Origin of the sequence: Streptomyces johnsoniae (assembly GCF_031845565.1) — a bacterium.
Classification (GTDB): Bacteria; Actinomycetota; Actinomycetes; order Streptomycetales; family Streptomycetaceae; genus Streptomyces; species Streptomyces johnsoniae.
In genome coordinates this window covers 246,456-263,135 of the sequence record NZ_JAVREV010000008.1, presented here as the reverse complement: position 1 = coordinate 263,135, position 16,680 = coordinate 246,456, and the positions used below count along the sequence as shown (strand labels likewise).

At 73.5% G+C, this 16,680-nt stretch carries 16 protein-coding genes; 6 read left to right on the top strand and 10 right to left on the bottom strand.

Features of this window, described 5'->3' with window-relative positions; genetic code table 11:
* Positions 1-24: 24 nt before the first annotated feature.
* Positions 25-1,038 carry a GDP-mannose 4,6-dehydratase gene (gene gmd / locus RM779_RS16670; protein WP_311618482.1) on the bottom strand — a complete coding sequence of 338 codons (1,014 nt, stop codon included), beginning with the start codon at positions 1,036-1,038 and terminating at the stop codon, positions 25-27.
* Positions 1,039-1,150: 112 nt separating this feature from the next.
* Here gmd and RM779_RS16665 point away from each other — a divergent pair, with 112 nt between their 5' ends.
* On the top strand, positions 1,151-2,092 hold the full coding sequence (locus tag RM779_RS16665; protein ID WP_311618481.1) for a GDP-L-fucose synthase family protein: 942 nt from the start codon (positions 1,151-1,153) through the stop codon (positions 2,090-2,092).
* Here RM779_RS16665 and RM779_RS16660 read toward each other — a convergent pair.
* The 4 genes from RM779_RS16660 to RM779_RS16645 all read right to left on the bottom strand — a co-directional run bounded on the left by RM779_RS16660 (position 2,086) and on the right by RM779_RS16645 (position 6,793).
* On the bottom strand, positions 2,086-3,591 hold the full coding sequence (locus tag RM779_RS16660) for an exopolysaccharide biosynthesis polyprenyl glycosylphosphotransferase (RefSeq protein ID WP_311618480.1): 1,506 nt from the start codon (positions 3,589-3,591) through the stop codon (positions 2,086-2,088). The genes RM779_RS16665 and RM779_RS16660 overlap by 7 nt on opposite strands.
* Positions 3,592-3,762: 171 nt before the next feature.
* The gene (locus tag RM779_RS16655; protein ID WP_311618479.1) at positions 3,763-4,662 is read right to left on the bottom strand and encodes a heme ABC transporter ATP-binding protein; all 900 of its coding nucleotides are present in this window, start codon (positions 4,660-4,662) and stop codon (positions 3,763-3,765) included.
* Positions 4,659-5,753, bottom strand: a complete 1,095-nt coding sequence (locus RM779_RS16650) for a FecCD family ABC transporter permease (protein WP_311618575.1) — start codon at positions 5,751-5,753, stop codon at positions 4,659-4,661. Before RM779_RS16650 ends, RM779_RS16655 begins: the two co-directional genes overlap by 4 nt.
* 11 nt (positions 5,754-5,764) lie before the next feature.
* Positions 5,765-6,793, bottom strand: a complete 1,029-nt coding sequence (locus RM779_RS16645) for a heme/hemin ABC transporter substrate-binding protein (RefSeq protein WP_311618478.1) — start codon at positions 6,791-6,793, stop codon at positions 5,765-5,767.
* Positions 6,794-6,891: 98 nt separating this feature from the next.
* On the opposite strand from RM779_RS16645, the gene RM779_RS16640 reads away from it, so the two are divergent.
* Both RM779_RS16640 and RM779_RS16635 read left to right on the top strand, forming a co-directional pair.
* Complete coding sequence (locus tag RM779_RS16640; protein WP_311618477.1) at positions 6,892-8,340, top strand: HtaA domain-containing protein; 1,449 nt, start codon at positions 6,892-6,894, stop codon at positions 8,338-8,340.
* Positions 8,337-9,815, top strand: coding sequence for an HtaA domain-containing protein (locus RM779_RS16635; protein WP_311618476.1), 1,479 nt, complete (start codon positions 8,337-8,339; stop codon positions 9,813-9,815). Before RM779_RS16640 ends, RM779_RS16635 begins: the two co-directional genes overlap by 4 nt.
* A gap of 248 nt (positions 9,816-10,063) precedes the next feature.
* Here the strand turns inward: RM779_RS16635 and RM779_RS16630 are convergent, their stop codons facing one another.
* Positions 10,064-10,456 carry a DUF397 domain-containing protein gene (locus RM779_RS16630; protein WP_311618475.1) on the bottom strand — a complete coding sequence of 131 codons (393 nt, stop codon included), beginning with the start codon at positions 10,454-10,456 and terminating at the stop codon, positions 10,064-10,066.
* 372 nt (positions 10,457-10,828) lie between these two features.
* On the opposite strand from RM779_RS16630, the gene RM779_RS16625 reads away from it, so the two are divergent.
* A complete protein-coding gene (locus tag RM779_RS16625) occupies positions 10,829-11,218 on the top strand; it encodes a MerR family transcriptional regulator (RefSeq protein WP_311618474.1) in 390 nt (129 codons plus the stop codon).
* A gap of 81 nt (positions 11,219-11,299) precedes the next feature.
* Here RM779_RS16625 and RM779_RS16620 read toward each other — a convergent pair whose 3' ends face one another.
* A complete protein-coding gene (locus RM779_RS16620) occupies positions 11,300-11,764 on the bottom strand; it encodes a beta/alpha barrel domain-containing protein (RefSeq protein ID WP_311618473.1) in 465 nt (154 codons plus the stop codon).
* Positions 11,765-11,898: 134 nt separating this feature from the next.
* On the opposite strand from RM779_RS16620, the gene RM779_RS16615 reads away from it, so the two are divergent.
* Positions 11,899-13,146, top strand: coding sequence for an MFS transporter (locus tag RM779_RS16615; protein WP_311618472.1), 1,248 nt, complete (start codon positions 11,899-11,901; stop codon positions 13,144-13,146).
* Here the strand turns inward: RM779_RS16615 and RM779_RS16610 are convergent.
* Positions 13,083-13,292, bottom strand: a complete 210-nt coding sequence (locus RM779_RS16610; RefSeq protein WP_311618471.1) for a response regulator transcription factor — start codon at positions 13,290-13,292, stop codon at positions 13,083-13,085. The two genes, RM779_RS16615 and RM779_RS16610, sit on opposite strands and share 64 nt — an antisense overlap.
* Positions 13,293-13,460: 168 nt before the next feature.
* Complete coding sequence (locus RM779_RS16605) at positions 13,461-14,360, bottom strand: LysR family transcriptional regulator (RefSeq protein ID WP_311618470.1); 900 nt, start codon at positions 14,358-14,360, stop codon at positions 13,461-13,463.
* A gap of 81 nt (positions 14,361-14,441) precedes the next feature.
* On the opposite strand from RM779_RS16605, the gene RM779_RS16600 reads away from it, so the two are divergent.
* Entirely contained in the window at positions 14,442-15,419 is a 978-nt protein-coding gene (locus tag RM779_RS16600; protein WP_311618469.1) for a threonine ammonia-lyase, read from the top strand.
* 22 nt (positions 15,420-15,441) lie between these two features.
* On the opposite strand, the gene RM779_RS16595 is transcribed toward RM779_RS16600, so the two are convergent.
* On the bottom strand, positions 15,442-16,665 hold the full coding sequence (locus RM779_RS16595; protein WP_311618468.1) for a DUF5685 family protein: 1,224 nt from the start codon (positions 16,663-16,665) through the stop codon (positions 15,442-15,444).
* Positions 16,666-16,680: the final 15 nt, after the last annotated feature.

Sequence of the window (16,680 nt, the reverse complement as noted above, 5' to 3'; positions counted from 1 at the left end):
GCCTGCGGCGCACGGGACGTCCGGTCACCGGTCGATGCGCACCCGTGCGCCGCTCAACTCCTCTTCCAACGCGGCGATGTCGGCCTCCACCATGAGCCCGGCCAGCTCCCGCCACCGCACCGCCGGCTGCCAGCCCAGCAGGTCACGGGCCTTGCTCGCGTCGCCCACCAGCGCGTCGACCTCGCTTGGCCGCTCGTACTTGGGGTCGAACAGGACGTGCCGCGTCCAGTCGAGCCCGCAGGACGCGAACGCGGCGTGCAGGAAGTCCCGTACGGTCGCGGGCACGCCCGTGGCCACGACGTAGTCGTCCGGCTCGTCCCGTTGCAGCATGCGCCACATCGCCTCGACGTACTCCGGTGCGTAGCCCCAGTCGCGCACCGCGTCCAGATTGCCCAGGTAGAGGCGCTCCTGGAGGCCCGCCCTGATCCGCGCGACGGCGCGGGTGATCTTCCGCGTGACGAACGTTTCGCCGCGCCGCGGCGACTCGTGGTTGAACAGGATGCCGTTCACGGCGAACATCCCGTACGCCTCGCGGTAGTTGACGGTCGACCAGTAGCTGTAGACCTTCGCGCACCCGTACGGGCTGCGCGGGTGGAACGGCGTCCGCTCGTTCTGCGGGGGCGGGGCCGCGCCGAACATCTCCGAGGACGACGCCTGGTAGATGCGCGTGTCGATGCCGCTGGCCCGGATCGCCTCAAGCAGCCGCAGCGTGCCGAGCCCGGTGACGTCCCCGGTGTACATCGGGGAGTCGAACGAAACCCGGACGTGGGACTGCGCGCCGAGGTTGTACACCTCGTCGGGGCGCACCTCGCGGAGCAGGTTGACCAGGGCGACCCCGTCCGACAGGTCGGCGTGGTGCAGGATCATGGTGCGTCCCGGCTGCTGCGGGTCCTGGTAAATGTGGTCGATCCGCTCGGTGTTGAACGAGGAGGAGCGGCGCACGAGACCGTGCACCGTGTACTCCTTGGCGATCAGGAGCTCGGCCAGGTACGAGCCGTCCTGCCCGGTGACGCCGGTGATCAGCGCGGTCTTGCCCATGAGCGGGTCCCCCTCGAATCGGTTGGCGCGGCGGGCGGGCCCGGTGCCCGGGCCCGCGGTAACGGTGGAGTGCTGGTGAAGCGCTGGTGAAGTGCTGGCAGAATTCCGGAACATGACGACGCTGCTCAAGCCGGGTGCCCGCGTCTTCGTCGCCGGGCACCGCGGGCTCGCCGGGTCCGCGATCGCCCGGGCGCTGGCGGATGCGGGACACGAGGTGCTGACGAGGACCAGGGCCGGTCTCGACCTGCGCGACGCGGAGGGCACGGCGGCGTTCCTGCGGGCGGCCCGCCCGGACGCCGTGGTGCTGGCCGCCGCCACGGTGGGCGGCATCATGGCGAACCAGCGGTTCCCCGTGACGTTCCTGGAGGACAACCTCCGCATCCAGCTCTCGGTGATCGCCGGCGCGCACGCCGCGGACGTCGACCGGCTGCTGTTCCTCGGCTCCTCGTGCATCTACCCCAAGCACGCGCCGCAGCCGATCCAGGAGGAGGCGCTGCTGACCGGCCCGCTGGAGCCGACGAACGAGGCGTACGCGCTCGCCAAGATCGCCGGGATCGGCCAGGTGCAGGCGTACCGGCGGCAGTTCGGGCGCCGGTACATCGCGGCCATGCCGACCAACCTGTACGGTCCCGGCGACAATTTCGACCCCGAGACCTCGCATGTGCTGCCCGCGCTGATCCGCCGCTTCCACGACGCGAAGGCGGCGGGCCGCGACGAGGTGGTGCTGTGGGGCAGCGGCACGCCGCGCCGCGAGTTCCTGCACAGCGCCGATCTGGCCGCCGCCTGCCTGCTGCTGCTGCGCGGCTACGACGAGGATCTGCCGGTCAACGTCGGCTGCGGCGAGGACCTGACGATCGCCGCGCTCGCGGAGACCGTGGCCGGTGCGGTCGGCTTCACCGGCCGCACCGCCTGGGACCGGACCAAGCCGGACGGCACCCCGCGCAAGCTGCTCGACATCGCGCGGCTGCGCGCACTGGGCTTCGCCCCACGGACGCCGCTGGCACGCGGCATCCGCGAGACCTACGAGTGGTGGCTGCACGCGCGACCTCAGTAGGCGCCGCGGCCGTCGACGACGGCCCGCAGGGTGCGGGCCAGCACGTCGAGGTCACCGGTGACCGACCAGTTGTCCGTGTAGAACAGGTCGAGGGCCAGGCCCTCGTCCCAGGAGAGGTCGGAGCGCCCGCTGACCTGCCACGGACCGGTCAGCCCGGGTTTCACGCCGAGCCTGCGCAGCTCGACCGCGCCGTACCTGGCGACTTCCTCGGGCAGCGGCGGCCGGGGGCCGACGAGCGACATCTGGCCGCGGACGACGTTGAAAAGCTGCGGCAGCTCGTCCAGCGAGGTGCGCCGCAGCAGGCGGCCCAGGCGGGTGACGCGCGGATCGCGGCGCATCTTGAACAGCGGGCCCGCGACGTGCTCGTTGGCGGACTCCAGGTCGGGCCTGCGCAGTTCGGCGTCGGCCACCATCGTGCGGAACTTCCACAGCGTGAACGGCACGCCGCGGTGGCCGATCCTCGTCTGCCGGTAGAGCACGGGGCCCGGCGAGTCCAGGCGCACCGCGAGGGCGAGCAGCACGAGCAGCGGCGCCAAGACGGTCAGGGCCAGGCCCGCGACGGCCCGGTCGAGCACGGACTTCACGGCCGGCTGCGCGCCGCGGCGCAGCGGCGGGGCGATGTGCAGCAGGTTGAGCCCGGCGGCGGTGGAGACGGACAGGCGGCGCAGCGCGACCTCGGTGAGTCCCGAGGCGAGGGCGAAGGAGAGTCCGGCGTCCTGAACGGCCCAGGTCAGGCGCCGCAGCCGTTCTCCGGTGAGCAGTGAGCCGGGCACGACGAGCACCAGGTCGGCGTCCTTGCCGCGGGCGGCGGCCAGCACCGTGGGCCCGTCCAGGCCCTCGGGTATCAGATCGGGAACGGCGGGCGGGAACGCGGGTCCGGCCGCGTCCAGGCGGCCGAGCTGCGGGATGCCGCAGGCCGGCTCCCCCGGGCCGGCCAGCACGGTGCCGACGACGACGTAGGCGTGGTCGGTGCGCGCGGCGAGCTGGGCGGCCACCACGTCGACGGGCCCGGCCTCGCCGACGACCAGGACGCGGCGCAGGGCCTGAGCCTGGTGCCGGCGGCCGGTCAGGTGCCGGTGGATCAGGACGCAGGTGGTGCCGGTGACCGCCAGGGCCGGCAGCAGGCCGATGAGGGCGGAGGCGATGGCCGAACGTTCGCCGGTCAGCGCGCGCAGACCGGCCAGCAGGCCGAGGAGGATCAGCCAGTCGTGGAGCGTGGCGATCAGTCCGCGGCTTTCGCCGAGGGTGCGGGCCAAGTAGCGTCGGTGGCCGGCTCTGATGGCCAGCCAGCACAGGGTGGCGACGGTGGCGGCGGCGAGGGGCTCGGTCTCGGAGCGGACGGAGTAGACGGCGAGCACGGGCCCGAAGACGCCGAGCGCGTCCGCGCAAAGGGCGAAGGGCGGATACCAGGAGGCGGCGTCGCGGCGGGGAACGGACCGGCGCCCGACGACGGTTGGTCTTCGAACGGTGCCGTGACGCGAACCTGGTGAATGACGCATGAACCCCCCAAGGTGGATGCGGCAGCACTGCGTAGGTGATGTGAAGGTGCAACGCGACAAAGAAGGCGCGCCTTCATCTCCCCGTGAGTGCGCGCCCTGCCGCTGCAAAAGATTAGGGCATCCAACAACCGTTTGACTCGCGTTTGTTGTAACTTTCCGAAACGGTCCGTTTCACTGGCTTGATTTTCCCGGTCGGCGGGGGAACACAAGTGGAATGCCGGTCTCCGGGTGCGGCAGCACCTCGACCGGGTGGTCGTAGACCCGGCCGAGGAGGGCGGGGGCGAAGACCTGGTCGGGGGGCCCGACGGCGGCGATCCGGCCGCGGTGCAGGACCGCGGTGCGGTCGGCGTGCGCGGCGGCGAGTCCGAGGTCGTGCAGCACCACGACGACGGCCCGCCCGGCGGCGGCGCGGGCCCGGCAGACGCGCAGCACCAGTTCCTGGTGGCGCAGGTCGAGGGCGGCGGTCGGCTCGTCGAGCAGCAGCAGCCCGGTGCGCTGCGCCAGGACCCGCGCCAGCGCGACGCGCGCCCGTTCGCCACCGGAGAGCGCGGCGAACGGGCGGTCCGCGAAGGCGGCGACCTCCGTGGCCGCCATCGCCTCGGCCACCGCCGCCTCGTCCTCGTCCTCGTGCGCCGTTCCGTGCCACGGCGCGCGGCCCATCCGCACCACGTCGGCCACGCGGAACGGGAAGGACAGCGCCGCGGCCTGCGGCAGCACCGCCCGGCGCAGGGCCAGCTCCGGCGCGCTCCAGGCGTGCGCGGCCCTGCCTGCGACGGTCACCTCGCCCGCGTCCGGGGCGATGTCGCCCGCGAGCGCGGCCAGCAGTGTGGACTTGCCCGCGCCGTTCGGGCCGACCAGCGCCAGCACCTCGCCCGCGGCCACCGTCAGGTCGACCCCGTCCAGCACGGCCGCGCCGCCGAGCCGGACGGTGAGACCGCGGGCCTCGGCCGCCGTGCCGCCCGGCTCGGGGGGCGCGGGCGCCGCAGGCGCGCGGCCACCGAACAGCCGCGCGAGCGCGCCGTTCACGCCGTTCAAGCCGTTCGCGCTCGGTGCTTGTCCCGTGCGCCTCATGCCCAGCCTCCCTGCCCGCGCCGCGTCCTGCGCAGCAGCCAGAAGAAGAACGGGCTGCCGATGAGCGCCGTCAGCACGCCGAGCGGCAGTTCTGCGGGCTCGGCGGCGGTGCGGGCGGCCAGGTCGGCGGCCAGCAGCACCAGCGCGCCGCCGAGCGCGGACGCGGGCACCAGGAACCGGTGCCCGGGCCCCGCGGCCATCCGCAGCAGGTGCGGAACGAGCAGCCCGACGAACGTGATGACGCCCGCCACGGCGACCGCGGCGGCCGTCAGCAGCGCGACGACGAGGACGAGGACGATGCGCAGCCGTTCGACGTCGACGCCCAGGTGGCGGGCGGGCCGTTCGCCCAGCGCGAGCAGGTCGAGCCGGCGCGCGTAGGCGGGCGCGATCAGCAGCCCGGCCGCCGCCCACGGCAGTACGGCGAGCACCTTGCTCCAGGTGGCCTGCGAGAGCGAGCCGAGCTGCCAGAAGGTGATCTGGGTGACCTGCGCGTTGTCGGCGAAGAAGATGAACAGGCCGATCAGGGCACCCGCGAACGCGTTGACCGCGATGCCGGTGAGGATGAGCGTCACCACCTCGGTCCGCCCGCCCGAGCGCGACAGCGCGTACACCAGCAGCACGGTCAGCAGCCCGGAGACGAAGGCGAAGACGGTCACCGTCCAGGTGCCGAGGAACTCAAGACCGAACGCGATGGCCCCGACCGCGCCGACGGCCGCGCCCGAGGAGATGCCGATGACCCCCGGCTCGGCCAGCGGGTTGCCGAACACGCCCTGCATCAGCGCCCCCGCGCAGCCGAGCGAGGCGCCGACGAGCAGCGCGAGCACCACCCGGGGCAGCCGCACGTTCCACAGCACGCTCTCCGCGACCCGGTCGAGCTCCTGCCCGCCGAGGTGCAGCCGGTGCTGCACGGAGCCGAGCACGTCGCCCAGCGGTATGCGGAACGCGCCGGTCGCGGCCGAGACCAGCGCGAGCACCACCAGCGCGGCGCCGAGCGCCGCGGTCAGCCACACCGTCCGGCCGCGGCGCGGCGCCGCGGGCGCGGCGGGCCCGGCGAGGGAGGGGGGCTGCCGTTCCCTGTGCTCCTCGCGCAGCGCCGACCGGCTCACGAGGCGCCGTTCGCGTGGATCTGCTCGGCCAGCGAGGCCAGGACCTCGTCGGTGCGCGGCCCGTAGTTCAGCAGCACGCCGTCGTCGATGTGGGCGACCCGCCGGTCCATCCCGGCCGGGGTCTGCGCGATGCCGGGGATCTCCAGCAGGCCGTCGATGCCGCCCACGGATTCCAGTCCCTTGGTCATCACGAGGATCACGTCGGGCGCCGCGGCGGCCAGCGCCTCGCTGGTGATCGGCGTGAAGTCCCGTTCCAGGCCGGATTCCGCGCCGGCGTCCACGCCGCCGGCCGCGTCGATCAGGGAACCCGCGCCGGACTCGGCGCCGCCCAGCAGATACACCGAGGCGGAGCCGCGCAGGTACAGGAACGCGACGCGCGGCCGGTCGCCCCCGCTGGGCACGTCGGCGCGCGCGGCCTCGATGCGGTCGGCCGTGCGCGCGGTCAGCTCCTCGCCCGCCGACGGCACCCCGAGCGCCGCGGCGACCGCCCCGGTGCGCGGCGCGATGTCGTCCAGGCCGAGTGCGGCGTCGAACACCACGATCGGCACACCCGCGGCCCGGATCTGGGCCACGGCCTCGTCAGGACCTGTGGTGGATTCGGCAAGCACGATGTCGGGGCGCAGCGACAGGACGCCCTCGGCGGACACGTCGTGGCCGCGCGTCACCACCGGGAGATCGGCGGCCTGTTCGAACGTGGCGGTCACGTCGCGGGCCACGACGCGGTCGCCGAGGCCCAGCGTCCAGACCAGCTCGGCGAGGGAGCCCGACAGCGGAACGATCCGGTCCGCGGACTCCACGGTGACCTCGGTGCCGTCCGCGGAGGGCACGGTCACCGGCAACGCGGGCACCGGCGCCGGTCCTTCCAGCGGCTCGACCCGGTCGGCGGCGGGCGCGGCCTCCTGCTGCGCCGCGCCGTCCGCGCCACCCGCGTCGGCGGAGCCGCCGCAGCCGGCGAGCACGAGGGCAAGGACCGGCAGGAGGGCGAGAGTTCGGAGAAGACGCGTGCGTCCCGGGCCGTTATCCACTGATTCGTCCGCCTTTCGGGGGTTACGGACTTGCCGACTATGGCTTAGGTTAGCCTAACCTTAGTCACTCGCTCCGGTCCGGCCGAAAGGGCCCTTCGATGCTGCCCAGAAGTCCACGGCGCCATGTGCGCGCCCTGCGCGCCCTGTTCGCGCTGCTGTCGCTCGCACTGCCGCTCGTGCTGCTGCCCGGCCACCCCGCGCAGGCGGCCGAGCGCACCGTGGCCGGCGGCCGCCTGGACTGGGGCATCAAGACGTCCTTCCAGACGTACGTCACAGGACCCATCGCGAACGGCGCCTACCAACTGACCGGCGGCGCGGCCACCGTCGGCGAGAACCAGTTCCGCTTCCACTCCGCCAGCGGCGGCTACGACCCGGACACCGGCGCGTTCGAGGCCGGATACGGCGGCGGTGTCCACTTCACCGGACACCAGAAGGACGACGGCAGTCACGAACTCGACCTGACCATCAGCAATCCCACCGTCCGGATCGCCGGCGACTCCGGCACGCTCCACGCCGACATGCGCAGCAAGGAACGCGGCACCGGCGTCGTCACCGAGACCGCCCAGGTGCCGCTGGCCGACCTCGACCTGACCGGCGTCGATCTGCGCGGCGGCACCGTCATCGCGGTCACCGGCATCCCGGCCACCCTCACCGCCGAGGGGGCGACCGCGTTCGCCGGGTACTACCGGGCGGGCGACGCGCTGGACCCGGTGACCCTGACCGCCGACACCGAAGCCCCCGCCGAACCGGAACCGGAACCTGAGCCGGAACCTGAGCCTTCCGACGCCGCGGCGGACGGTGACGCGGCGGACGGCGCGATCGCGGACGGCGCCGTCGACTGGGGCGTGCGCCGCACCTTCCGCGAGTACGTCACAGGACCCATCGCCGACGGCTCGTGGCAGGTGGCCGACGGAGCGCAGGACGGCGGCGCGCTCTTCCGCTTCCCCGCCGCCTCCGGCACCGCCGACCCCGAACGCGGCACCGTGGAAGCCGAGTTCACCGGCACGGTGCGGTTCACCGGCAGCGGCCTCGACCTGACGCTCGGCGGCTTCACCGTCACCGTGGCCGACGGCGAGGGGACGCTCGCCGCCGACGTGACCACGGACGGCGGCGAGCCCGCCGCGGACCGGCCGCTGATCACCTTCGAGGCCACGGGACTCGCGCCGCGCGACGGGCTGATCCTGCTGAACGAGGCGCCCGCGGAGCTGACGGAGGAGGGCGCCGCCGCGTTCGGCGGCCTGTACCCGCCCGGCACCGCCATGGACCCCGTCACCCTCGCCTTCGCCCTCGACGGCGACGCCGAACTCCCGCCGCTGCCCGACCTGGGCAGCGAGCCCGCCGCAGCCGAGGAGCCGGAGCCGGAGCCGGAGGACCCCACCGCCGAGCCCGCCGCGGCGAAGCCCACCGACGACGACGGCACCCCGACCACCCTCATCGCGACCGGCACCGGCGTCCTGCTCGCCCTCGCCGCCGCCGCGTACGTCCTCCTGCGCCGCACCCGCCGTGCCCAGCACAACGGAACCCCCAAGGAGACAGACCCGTCATGACCCTCACCAGACCCCGCCCCGTCCGTCGCGGCGGGCTGCTGCTCGCCGCTGCCACCGCGACCGTGCTCGGCGTGACCTCGTTCGCCGGCCCCGCGCTGGCCGACGACACCGCGCCCGCCGCGCCGATCGGCCTGACCGACGGCACGCTCGACTGGGGCGTGAAGGAGTCCTTCCGCCGCTACCTCACCGGGCCGATCGCGGGCGGCAGCGCGACGACCGCCGACGGCGCCCAGACCAACGAGGACGGCAGCTACCGCTTCACCGGCGGCACCGGCACCTACGACCCGGTGGTCCACGCGGTGGACACCGCGTTCGACGGGAGCGTCCACTTCGAGGGCCACCACGGCGAACTCGACTTGAAACTCTCCGAGTTCCGCGTGGTCACCGAGGGGGAGAGCGGCGCGATCGTGGCGGACGTCACGGTCGCGGGCACCACCACGGAGGACGTCGAGTTCGCCACGCTCGACCTCTCCGCGGTGGCGCCGGGTCAGGGGGAGGGCGGGGCGCTGGTCTTCGCGGACATCCCCGCCACCCTGACCTCCGGCGGCGCCGAGGCGTTCGAGTACAACGGCACCCCGATGTACCAGGAGGGCACCGAACTTGACCCGGCCACCCTGACCGTCACCCCCGAGGGGCCCGGAACCCCCGAGGAACCGGGAACGCCCGAGGAGCCGGGAACGCCCGAGGAGCCGGGGACACCTGAGGAGCCGGGGACACCTGAGGGGCCCGGCACGCCCGCCCCGGCCGCCGGCGACATCCACGACGGCCGGCTCGACTGGGGCGTGAAGGAGTCGTTCCGCGGCTACGTGACCGGCCCCATCGCGAACGGCAGCGTCGAACTCACCGGCGGCGCGAGCGAGATCGCGGACGGCTACCGCTTCCCCCACGCGCGGGGCACCGCCGAAGGCGACGCCGGCACCCTGGACGCCGCCTTCGACGGCGCCGTCCGCTTCACCGGCCACGACGGCACGCTCGACCTGTCGTTCTCCGAACTGGCCCTCGACGTGGACGGCGGCGAGGCGGTGCTGGTCGCCGACGTCACCTCGAAGGACCGCGAGACCGGCGAGGTCGACGCGTACGACGCCATCCCCGTCGCGGACCTCGACCTCCCCGCCGACGCCCTGACCCCGGTCAACGACGTCATCACCCTCGACGCCGTTCCCGCCACCCTCACCGCCGAGGGCGCCGAGGCGTTCGCCGGCTTCTACGGCTCCGGCGAGGCCCTCGACCCGGTCACCGCCACCCTCGCCCTCACCGAGGGCGCCGACCTCGGCACGTCCGGGGGCGGGTCCCAGGGCGGCGGCACCGGCGGACCCGGCGGCATCTCGCCCCAGTCGGGTGCCACGGGCGGAGCCCTGGCCGCGACCGGCGGCGACACCTCCGCCCCGCTGCTCGCGGGTGCGGCGGCGGCCCTGGCGGCAACCGGCGCGGCCGTCGTCCTGACCACACGCCGCCGCGCCCGCCTCCAGGGCTGACCCCCTGGGCCTCTCCGGCCCGGCCGGAGAGGCCCAGGCTCGGCAGTCCGACCTACTGGCGGGTGTGCATCACACGATGGTTGAACGCCGCTGTGGCCATCACGGCGAACCAGCGGATCGCCGAAGCTCCGGAGACTGATGGCGACATGGCGTAGCGGGAGTGGCCCGTAGCTGGTGAGAGACGGGGTGGTCACACCAGTCCCGATGGAGCGTCAGAGGCGCGGGCCGGCCTGCTGTGCGGAAGAGGATCAGCCGCGGGTCGGCTGATCGAGCGCTCCGGACCCGGCTGCGTCGAGGAAGGCGGACCAGGCGGCTCGCGAGAAGATGAACGTGGGACCGCTGGTGTCCTTGGAGTCCCGCACCGCCATGGCCTCGCCGCCCAGCCGGGCCCCCTGGACGCAGTTGCCGCCCTGGTCGTTGCTGTAGCTGGAGGTGAACCAGGCGGCCCTGTGGAGGGCGGCTGCCGCTGTCGCGGAAAGCTCCGACGCATCGGGTACGAACCCGAGATCATCGCCGGGGACGGCACGGCCGGCCCGCGCGATCTGTGGGCCGAACGCCTCGAACTCCTCACTCCTTGGTTCCGGGCCGGCCGGCCCGGCCCTGGCGCCTACGGCCTGACCGTGGACTCCTGTGGCGAACACACGCTGTGGAGGGAAGAACCCGCCCGTCCCTGTTGGATCTTCTCAACCCCGGCCATCCCGGGCGAGGAGACCCACACACCGTGAACTATGAGTCATGGGCCCGGCTGCTGGTTGTCGATGTCGAGGGCAAGGGAGCAACACCGCCCGACCTCGTGGAGATCGCGGTGTCCCCGGTGGGCGGGGAACGCAGGCCCTGTGAAACCACGCGTTCAAGTTGAGTGGTGTTCTCACGCGCGTCGACGTAGAAGAATGGGAGTTGCGGCGGGGCCTCATCGAGCGCGTTCTCGGTGGGAGTGCGTGCAGAACACGCCCCGGCCTTTTCACAGCAGGTGTCACCCCCGGCGGGTGCCCGGCACGCTCACGGAGAGGTACATGCGAATCGGAGACCTTGCGCAACGCATCGGCGCCAGTCCGCGCTCCCTGCGCTACTACGAGCAGCAGGGGTTGCTGTCGCCGTCCCGGGACGCCAACGGGCACCGGGAGTACGACGAGCTCGCCCTCGTCCGGGCACGCAACATCAAAGATCTGCTGGATGTCGGGTTGACCACGCAGGATGTGTTCCACTACATGGCCGAGGGCTGTCTCGAACGCCCGCTCGCCGAGTCGCCCCCGTGCACCGGGGAGCTGGATACGGTGCGCAGGCGGCTGGCCGGCCTGGATGAACGGCTCGCCCATCTCCAGAAGCTCAGGGATCGTCTGGCCGAGCACAGCGCCACTTTGGAAGCGTCGATCGGAGTCGCACTCGACCCGGCGCGCGGTTGATGTCGCCGAGACTGCTGGCCCAGGCGGCAGGGCTGCGAGTGTCCGCAGCGGTCAAGTCCTCTGTGACGAGGGACGGATGGATCACCTCGGCCACGCGGCGGGCCATTCCACCGGGGTCGGGTGCCCGAGCCGGCGGACCAGCCGAGCGCGATCCCGTCGGGGTGCTCGCAGGGCAGGGTCGCGCTGGTTGGTGATGCGGGGGCCACGTGGGTACATCATGGCCAGCAGGGGGAGGCCCCACTCGGTGCAGGCGTCGGCTACAGCGGCCAGGTCGGCGATCTGCCGCCGTTCGTCGTCCGATCCGAGGTTCACATGGACGCTGACCGCTTCCGCGGCCAGCCGCACGGCGCTTTCCACGCTGGCCACGAGGCACTTGGCGTCGGGGTCGGGAGCGTGCACGGTGCTGGCGCTGAGATGAAGGATGAGGCCCAGCCCGGCGAAGCGGCGGGGATCGACGAAGGGCACCCGTCCCTTGTGCGGGACGACGGCGTCCACGCCGTTCGACGCCAGTGTTCCGACCCGAGGGGCGAGCCGGTCCGCGTGCATCCGCAGCCGTCTTCGTAGACGTTAGGCGAGGAACCGGAACTCGTGGATCGCATGAAGGCGTGGTTCTGGCCCGCAGGGCCGCAGCAGGCCAGGGGTTGCCCTTGACACTAGTGTCAACCGCCTACGGTCCCCGCATGGTTTCTGATGTGAGTGGCGTGCCGGGGCCGCGTGGTTCCGGGTGGCTGGTGTGTCTGTTGCTGGCGACGTTCGTGATCGGGACGGATGACTTCGTGATTGCGGGGGTGCTGCCGGCCATTGCGGATGATCTTGAGGTCAGTGAGGCGGCGGCGGGTCAGCTGGTGACGGTGTTCTCGGTGACGTATGCGCTGGCGGCGCCGCCGTTGGCGGTGGTGACGGCGCGGTTGCCGCGGAAGGCGCTGCTGGTGGGTGGGCTGTCGGTGTTCGCGGTGGTCAATCTGCTGACCGCGCTGGCGCCGGGGTATGCGCTGCTGATGGTGATGCGGGTGGTGACGGCGTTGGTCGCGGCGACGATTACGCCGGCGGCGTTCGCGATTGCCGGGCGGATGGCCGAGCCGGAGCGGGTGGGCCGGGCGATGGGGGTGGTGGCGGCGGGGCTGACGGTGTCGCTGTTCGTCGGGGTGCCGGTGGGCACGCTGCTGGGTGATGTGTTCGGGTGGCGTTCGACGTTCGTTGCGGTGGGTCTGCTGACTTTGTCGGTGGCGGTGGCCAGTGGGTATTTCCTGCCGCGGCTGCCGGGTGCGCCGGAGATCGGGGTGCGTCAGCAGGTGCGGATTCTGGCGCGGCCTGCGGTGATGCTGTGTGTGGCCGGGACGGTGTTCGGGGCGAGCAGCGGGCTGATGATCTATACCTACATTGCGCCGGTCACCGAGGATCTGGCGGGGCGGAGCGGTGCGGTGCTGGCGTTGTTCATTGGGGTGGTGGGGGTGGCTGGTGCGGTGGGGACGTTCGTGTGCGGGCGGCTGACGGACCGATGGGGGGCGGACCGGGTGTTGCTGGTGACGTTCGGGGGGGTGCTGGCGGCTACCGGGGTGCTGGCGGTGATCGGTGGTGTCGGCGGTGGTGATGCGCCGGTGTGGCTGGTGGCGGTGACGCTGGCGGGGTGGGGGTTTGCCGGGTGGGGGTTCAATCCGCCGATGAATACTCGGGCGTTGCAGTTGGCGGGTGATGCGGGGACCGAGGCGGTGGCGTTGAACACCAGTGGTCTGTATGTGGGGATCGCGGTGGCCGGCGGGGTGGGCGGGGCCGCGGTCGCGGCCTGGGACGGTACCGGAGTGGCTGTCGCCTCCGCGGTGATCGGCCTGGCCGCGTTCACCCTGATGGCCGCCTCCATCCACCGCTACCCCACCACCACACCGGAACCCACACCCACACCGGCACCCGCACCCGAACCGGCATCTTGAGCCACGCCCGCCCGGGCCTTGTAAATGATCTTGCGCGCCAATCCCACCCGGTTCGTCACGTTCAGTTTGGAGAAGCTGCTGCGCACATGGGTTCCTACCGTATGGACCGACAGCCGCAGCCGAGCAGCGATCTGCTTGTCGGACATCCACTACGGCGGGAGGACCAACGAAGCCCTCGGCCGCATCACTCTGACGACCGATACGACCGAGGCTGTTTTCAGGGTCACGCGCGAGGCAACTGGCAGGCCGCTATGCCGGAACGGTCCTTTCGGTCACGGCAACGGTCACGGCCGGCCGGCCGGAGGGCCCCGGGCTCAGCAGCCCTGCGGCTCGGTGGCCGCCGTGGTCAGTGCCGTGGTGAACGCCTGTACCGGCAGGGCCGCGGGCGGCCTGCCGTACACGGCGAGCGAGACGCGCCTGCGTTCCCCGGGCAGCCGGTCGGTGCGCACGCCCGGGTGGCGGTGGGCGCGCAGCGCCAGCCCCGGCAGCACGCCGACCCCGAGGCCCGCGGCGACGAGCGCCTGCACGGCGACGTAGTCGTCGGTCTCGAACGTGATGCGCGGCGCGAACCCGGCCCGCGCGCAGATCGACGCCAGGTGCGTGCGGCACCGTTCGCACCCGGCGATCCAGTTCTCCCCGGCGTAGGTCGACAGCTCCGCGCGCGGGCCCGGCCACGTGGCGTCCGCGGGCGTCACCACGTACATCGCCTCCTGGAGCAGGGGCGTCGTCGTCGTGTTCCGCCGGTCGCCAGGCAGCGGATCGTCGTGGTCGAATATCAGCGCCGCGTCGACGTTCCCGTTGCGCAGCGCCGTCAGTGCCTCCGGCGGCTCCGCCTCGCTCAGCGCCAGCTCGACGCCCGGGTGCTCGGCCGCCAGGCGCGCCGCCGCGGTCGGTACCAGCGTCGCCAGCGCCGAGGGGAACGCCGCGAGCCGCACCCGCCCGGTGCCAAGACCCGCGTGCGCCGCCAGCTCGGCCTGCGCCGCCTCCACCTGGCCGAGGATCTCCTCCGCCCGCGTCACCAGCAGCCGCCCCGCGTCGGTCAGGAGCACCCCGCGGCCCACGCGCCGCACCAGGACGACGCCCACCTCCGCCTCCAGCTTCGCCAGGTGGTGGCTCACCGAGGGCTGCGCGTAGTGCAACGACTCGGCGGCCGCGGTGACCGAGCCCTCGCGGGCCACCGCGACCAGGACCCGGAGCCGGGTGAGGTCCAGCATGCCCGGAAGCATAGACGAGGTCGATGGAACCAGAGAAAACCGGCATTGGATCTATACGGCCAGGTATGGGACGGTGCTGGCATGTCTGGCACGCCGCGAACGCCGACCATCACCGACGCCCTGCGCGCCCGCCGCCTCCTGGCCGGCCACCTGCCGCCCACACCCATGTGGTCCTATCCCGCGCTCAACGCCACAACCGGCGCGACCGTGCTGCTGAAGCACGAGAACGCGCAGCCCACCGGCGCGTTCAAGGTGCGCGGTGGCCTGACGCTGATGGCCGGGCTCGACGCCGCCGGGCGCGCCCGCGGCGTGGTGGGCTACTCCACCGGCAACCACGCCCAGTCCCTCGCCTACGCCGCCGCCCGCTTCGACGCGCCCTGCGTCATCGTCATGCCCACTGGCCCCAACCCGGCCAAGGCACACGCCGTCCGGGCGCTGGGCGCCGAGCTGATCGAGGCGGGCGCCGACCTCGGCGAGGCCGCCGTTCACGCCGGGCGTATCGCCGCCGAACGCGGCATGCGGCTGGTCAGCGCGGCCGACGAGCCGGAGCTGATCGCCGGGGTGGCGACCGCCTACCTGGAGGTCTTCGACCGTGAGCCCGCGCTCGACGCGGTGATCGTTCCGGTCGGCGGCGGCAGCGGCGCCGCCGCGGCCTGCCTGGCAGCCGCGGCGCTCGCCCCCGGCTGCCGCGTCGTCGCCGTCCAGTCGGCGGCCTCGCCCGCCGCCCACGACTCGTGGCGGTCCGGCGGGGCACAGCTGCGCCGCCCCAACCGCACCCGGGTCGAAGGGCTGGCCACCGGCAGCGGGTTCGAGCTGACCCAGCGCATCCTGCGCGACCACCTCGCGGACTTCCTCCTGGTGGACGACGACGCCATCGCCGGGGCCCAGTGGACGCTGATGCGCGACGCCCACACCCTCGCCGAGGGCGCGGGCGCGGCGGCCCTCGCCGCGCTGCTCGCGTATCCCGAACGGTTCGCGGGGCAGCGCGTCGCGGTGATGTGCACCGGCGGCAACGCCAGCGAGAGCGAGATCCGCGCCTGTAGCGCGGTGGCCGCCTGACCCGGGGCGGCGCGGTCCCGCCTCAGCAGTCGCAGCAGCAGCCGCACCCATCGCCGCCGCTGCTGGCGTCGCCCCCACCACCCCGGCCGCCGCCGCCCCCGCTGCTGCCGCCGCCGGCGTCGCCGCCTCCGGCACCGGAGTCGTTGCCGCGCCCGCCGCGGTTCGCGCCGTCGCCGCCGCAGTTGCAGCACTGACAGCCTTCGGAGCAGGCCTCGCAGCAGTTGCCCCGACGGCACCAGCCGGTGCGTTTCCTGCCGGTCCACGGATCGCGGTACGGGTCGGAGCAGCAGACCTGACCGGTGCAGAACAGTCCGGTCCACACGGCGCAGCCGACGAGAAGGCCCCGCCGCCGCGTGGGCGGCGGGGCGCCGCCGGGCGGCAGGTGCGCGCAGCTCGTGTCGAACGTGCGGTCCACGGCCCGGCGCAGCTCGTGGTCGAGCAGCAGGTGCAGCAGCCGGTCGTCGTCGAAGTGCGCCTCGGCGAGGGCGAGGCGGATGCCGAGGGCCGCGTCGTCGCACAGGCGGCGGACCTCGGGCAGCGGCGTGCCGGTGGCGGCGACCGGGTTCCACGCCCCGTTCCGTTCGTCCGCCGCCAAGTCCTCGACGGCGTCGAGGAGATGGGCGATGCGGCCGAAGAGGCGGCCCGCCTCCGCCAGCGGCGTGGCGTTGTCAGGCCGACCCGCCAGGTGTGCGGTGTGTGCGAATGCGGCGGCCGTCGCGGTCTCCGTGGGCTCGGTCACCGCGAGGACCGGGGTGCCCGGCCCGGCCGCGGCCTCGACCTCCTGCTGACGGTCGACCGCGTCGGTGAGCACGGCCGTGTCGAAGCCGATCCGCGCGCCGCCGCGGCTGCCCGCCGCGTCCCAGCCGGTCGCGAAGCGCCGCGCGGCGGCGGCGACGCCGCGGCGGGCCAGCAGGCCGTCGCGGTCGGCGACGTGGTCGCGGATCTTCGCGGACGCGAGCACCAGCGACACGGCGGCGGCCAGGGCCGCGCCCTCGCCGCGCGCGACGCTGGCGGTGCGCATCCCGCGCAGCGGGCAGGGCCCGGCGGTGCGCCTGGCCGCCGGGGCCTTCGGTGCCTGCGCCTCGTGCAGCACGGAGATGAGCAGGCCGTCGTAGTTGGTGGCCACCCGGGCGGCCTGTCCGTGGGTGCCGCGCAGCGCCAGGCAGAGGCCGCACAGGTGCGCCACCCAGTCGTCCGCGAGGCCCCCCGGCAGCCGATGACGGCATGGCCTGATTATTCCGAACACGTGAGCCCCCCGTGA

Excerpts from the sequence above, each read along its gene's own strand:
- RM779_RS16625 (WP_311618474.1), top strand. The coding sequence starts at position 10,829 with ATGCGAATCGGAGACCTTGCGCAACGCATCGGCGCCAGTCCGCGCTCC.
- gmd (WP_311618482.1), bottom strand. The coding sequence starts at position 1,038 with ATGGGCAAGACCGCGCTGATCACCGGCGTCACCGGGCAGGACGGCTCG.
- RM779_RS16615 (WP_311618472.1), top strand. The coding sequence starts at position 11,899 with ATGGTTTCTGATGTGAGTGGCGTGCCGGGGCCGCGTGGTTCCGGGTGG.
- RM779_RS16635 (WP_311618476.1), top strand. The coding sequence starts at position 8,337 with ATGACCCTCACCAGACCCCGCCCCGTCCGTCGCGGCGGGCTGCTGCTC.
- RM779_RS16665 (WP_311618481.1), top strand. The coding sequence starts at position 1,151 with ATGACGACGCTGCTCAAGCCGGGTGCCCGCGTCTTCGTCGCCGGGCAC.
- RM779_RS16600 (WP_311618469.1), top strand. The coding sequence starts at position 14,442 with ATGTCTGGCACGCCGCGAACGCCGACCATCACCGACGCCCTGCGCGCC.
- RM779_RS16640 (WP_311618477.1), top strand. The coding sequence starts at position 6,892 with ATGCTGCCCAGAAGTCCACGGCGCCATGTGCGCGCCCTGCGCGCCCTG.
- RM779_RS16660 (WP_311618480.1), bottom strand. The coding sequence starts at position 3,591 with ATGCGTCATTCACCAGGTTCGCGTCACGGCACCGTTCGAAGACCAACC.
- RM779_RS16605 (WP_311618470.1), bottom strand. The coding sequence starts at position 14,360 with ATGCTGGACCTCACCCGGCTCCGGGTCCTGGTCGCGGTGGCCCGCGAG.
- RM779_RS16610 (WP_311618471.1), bottom strand. The coding sequence starts at position 13,292 with ATGTCCGACAAGCAGATCGCTGCTCGGCTGCGGCTGTCGGTCCATACG.
- RM779_RS16655 (WP_311618479.1), bottom strand. The coding sequence starts at position 4,662 with ATGAGGCGCACGGGACAAGCACCGAGCGCGAACGGCTTGAACGGCGTG.
- RM779_RS16620 (WP_311618473.1), bottom strand. The coding sequence starts at position 11,764 with ATGCACGCGGACCGGCTCGCCCCTCGGGTCGGAACACTGGCGTCGAAC.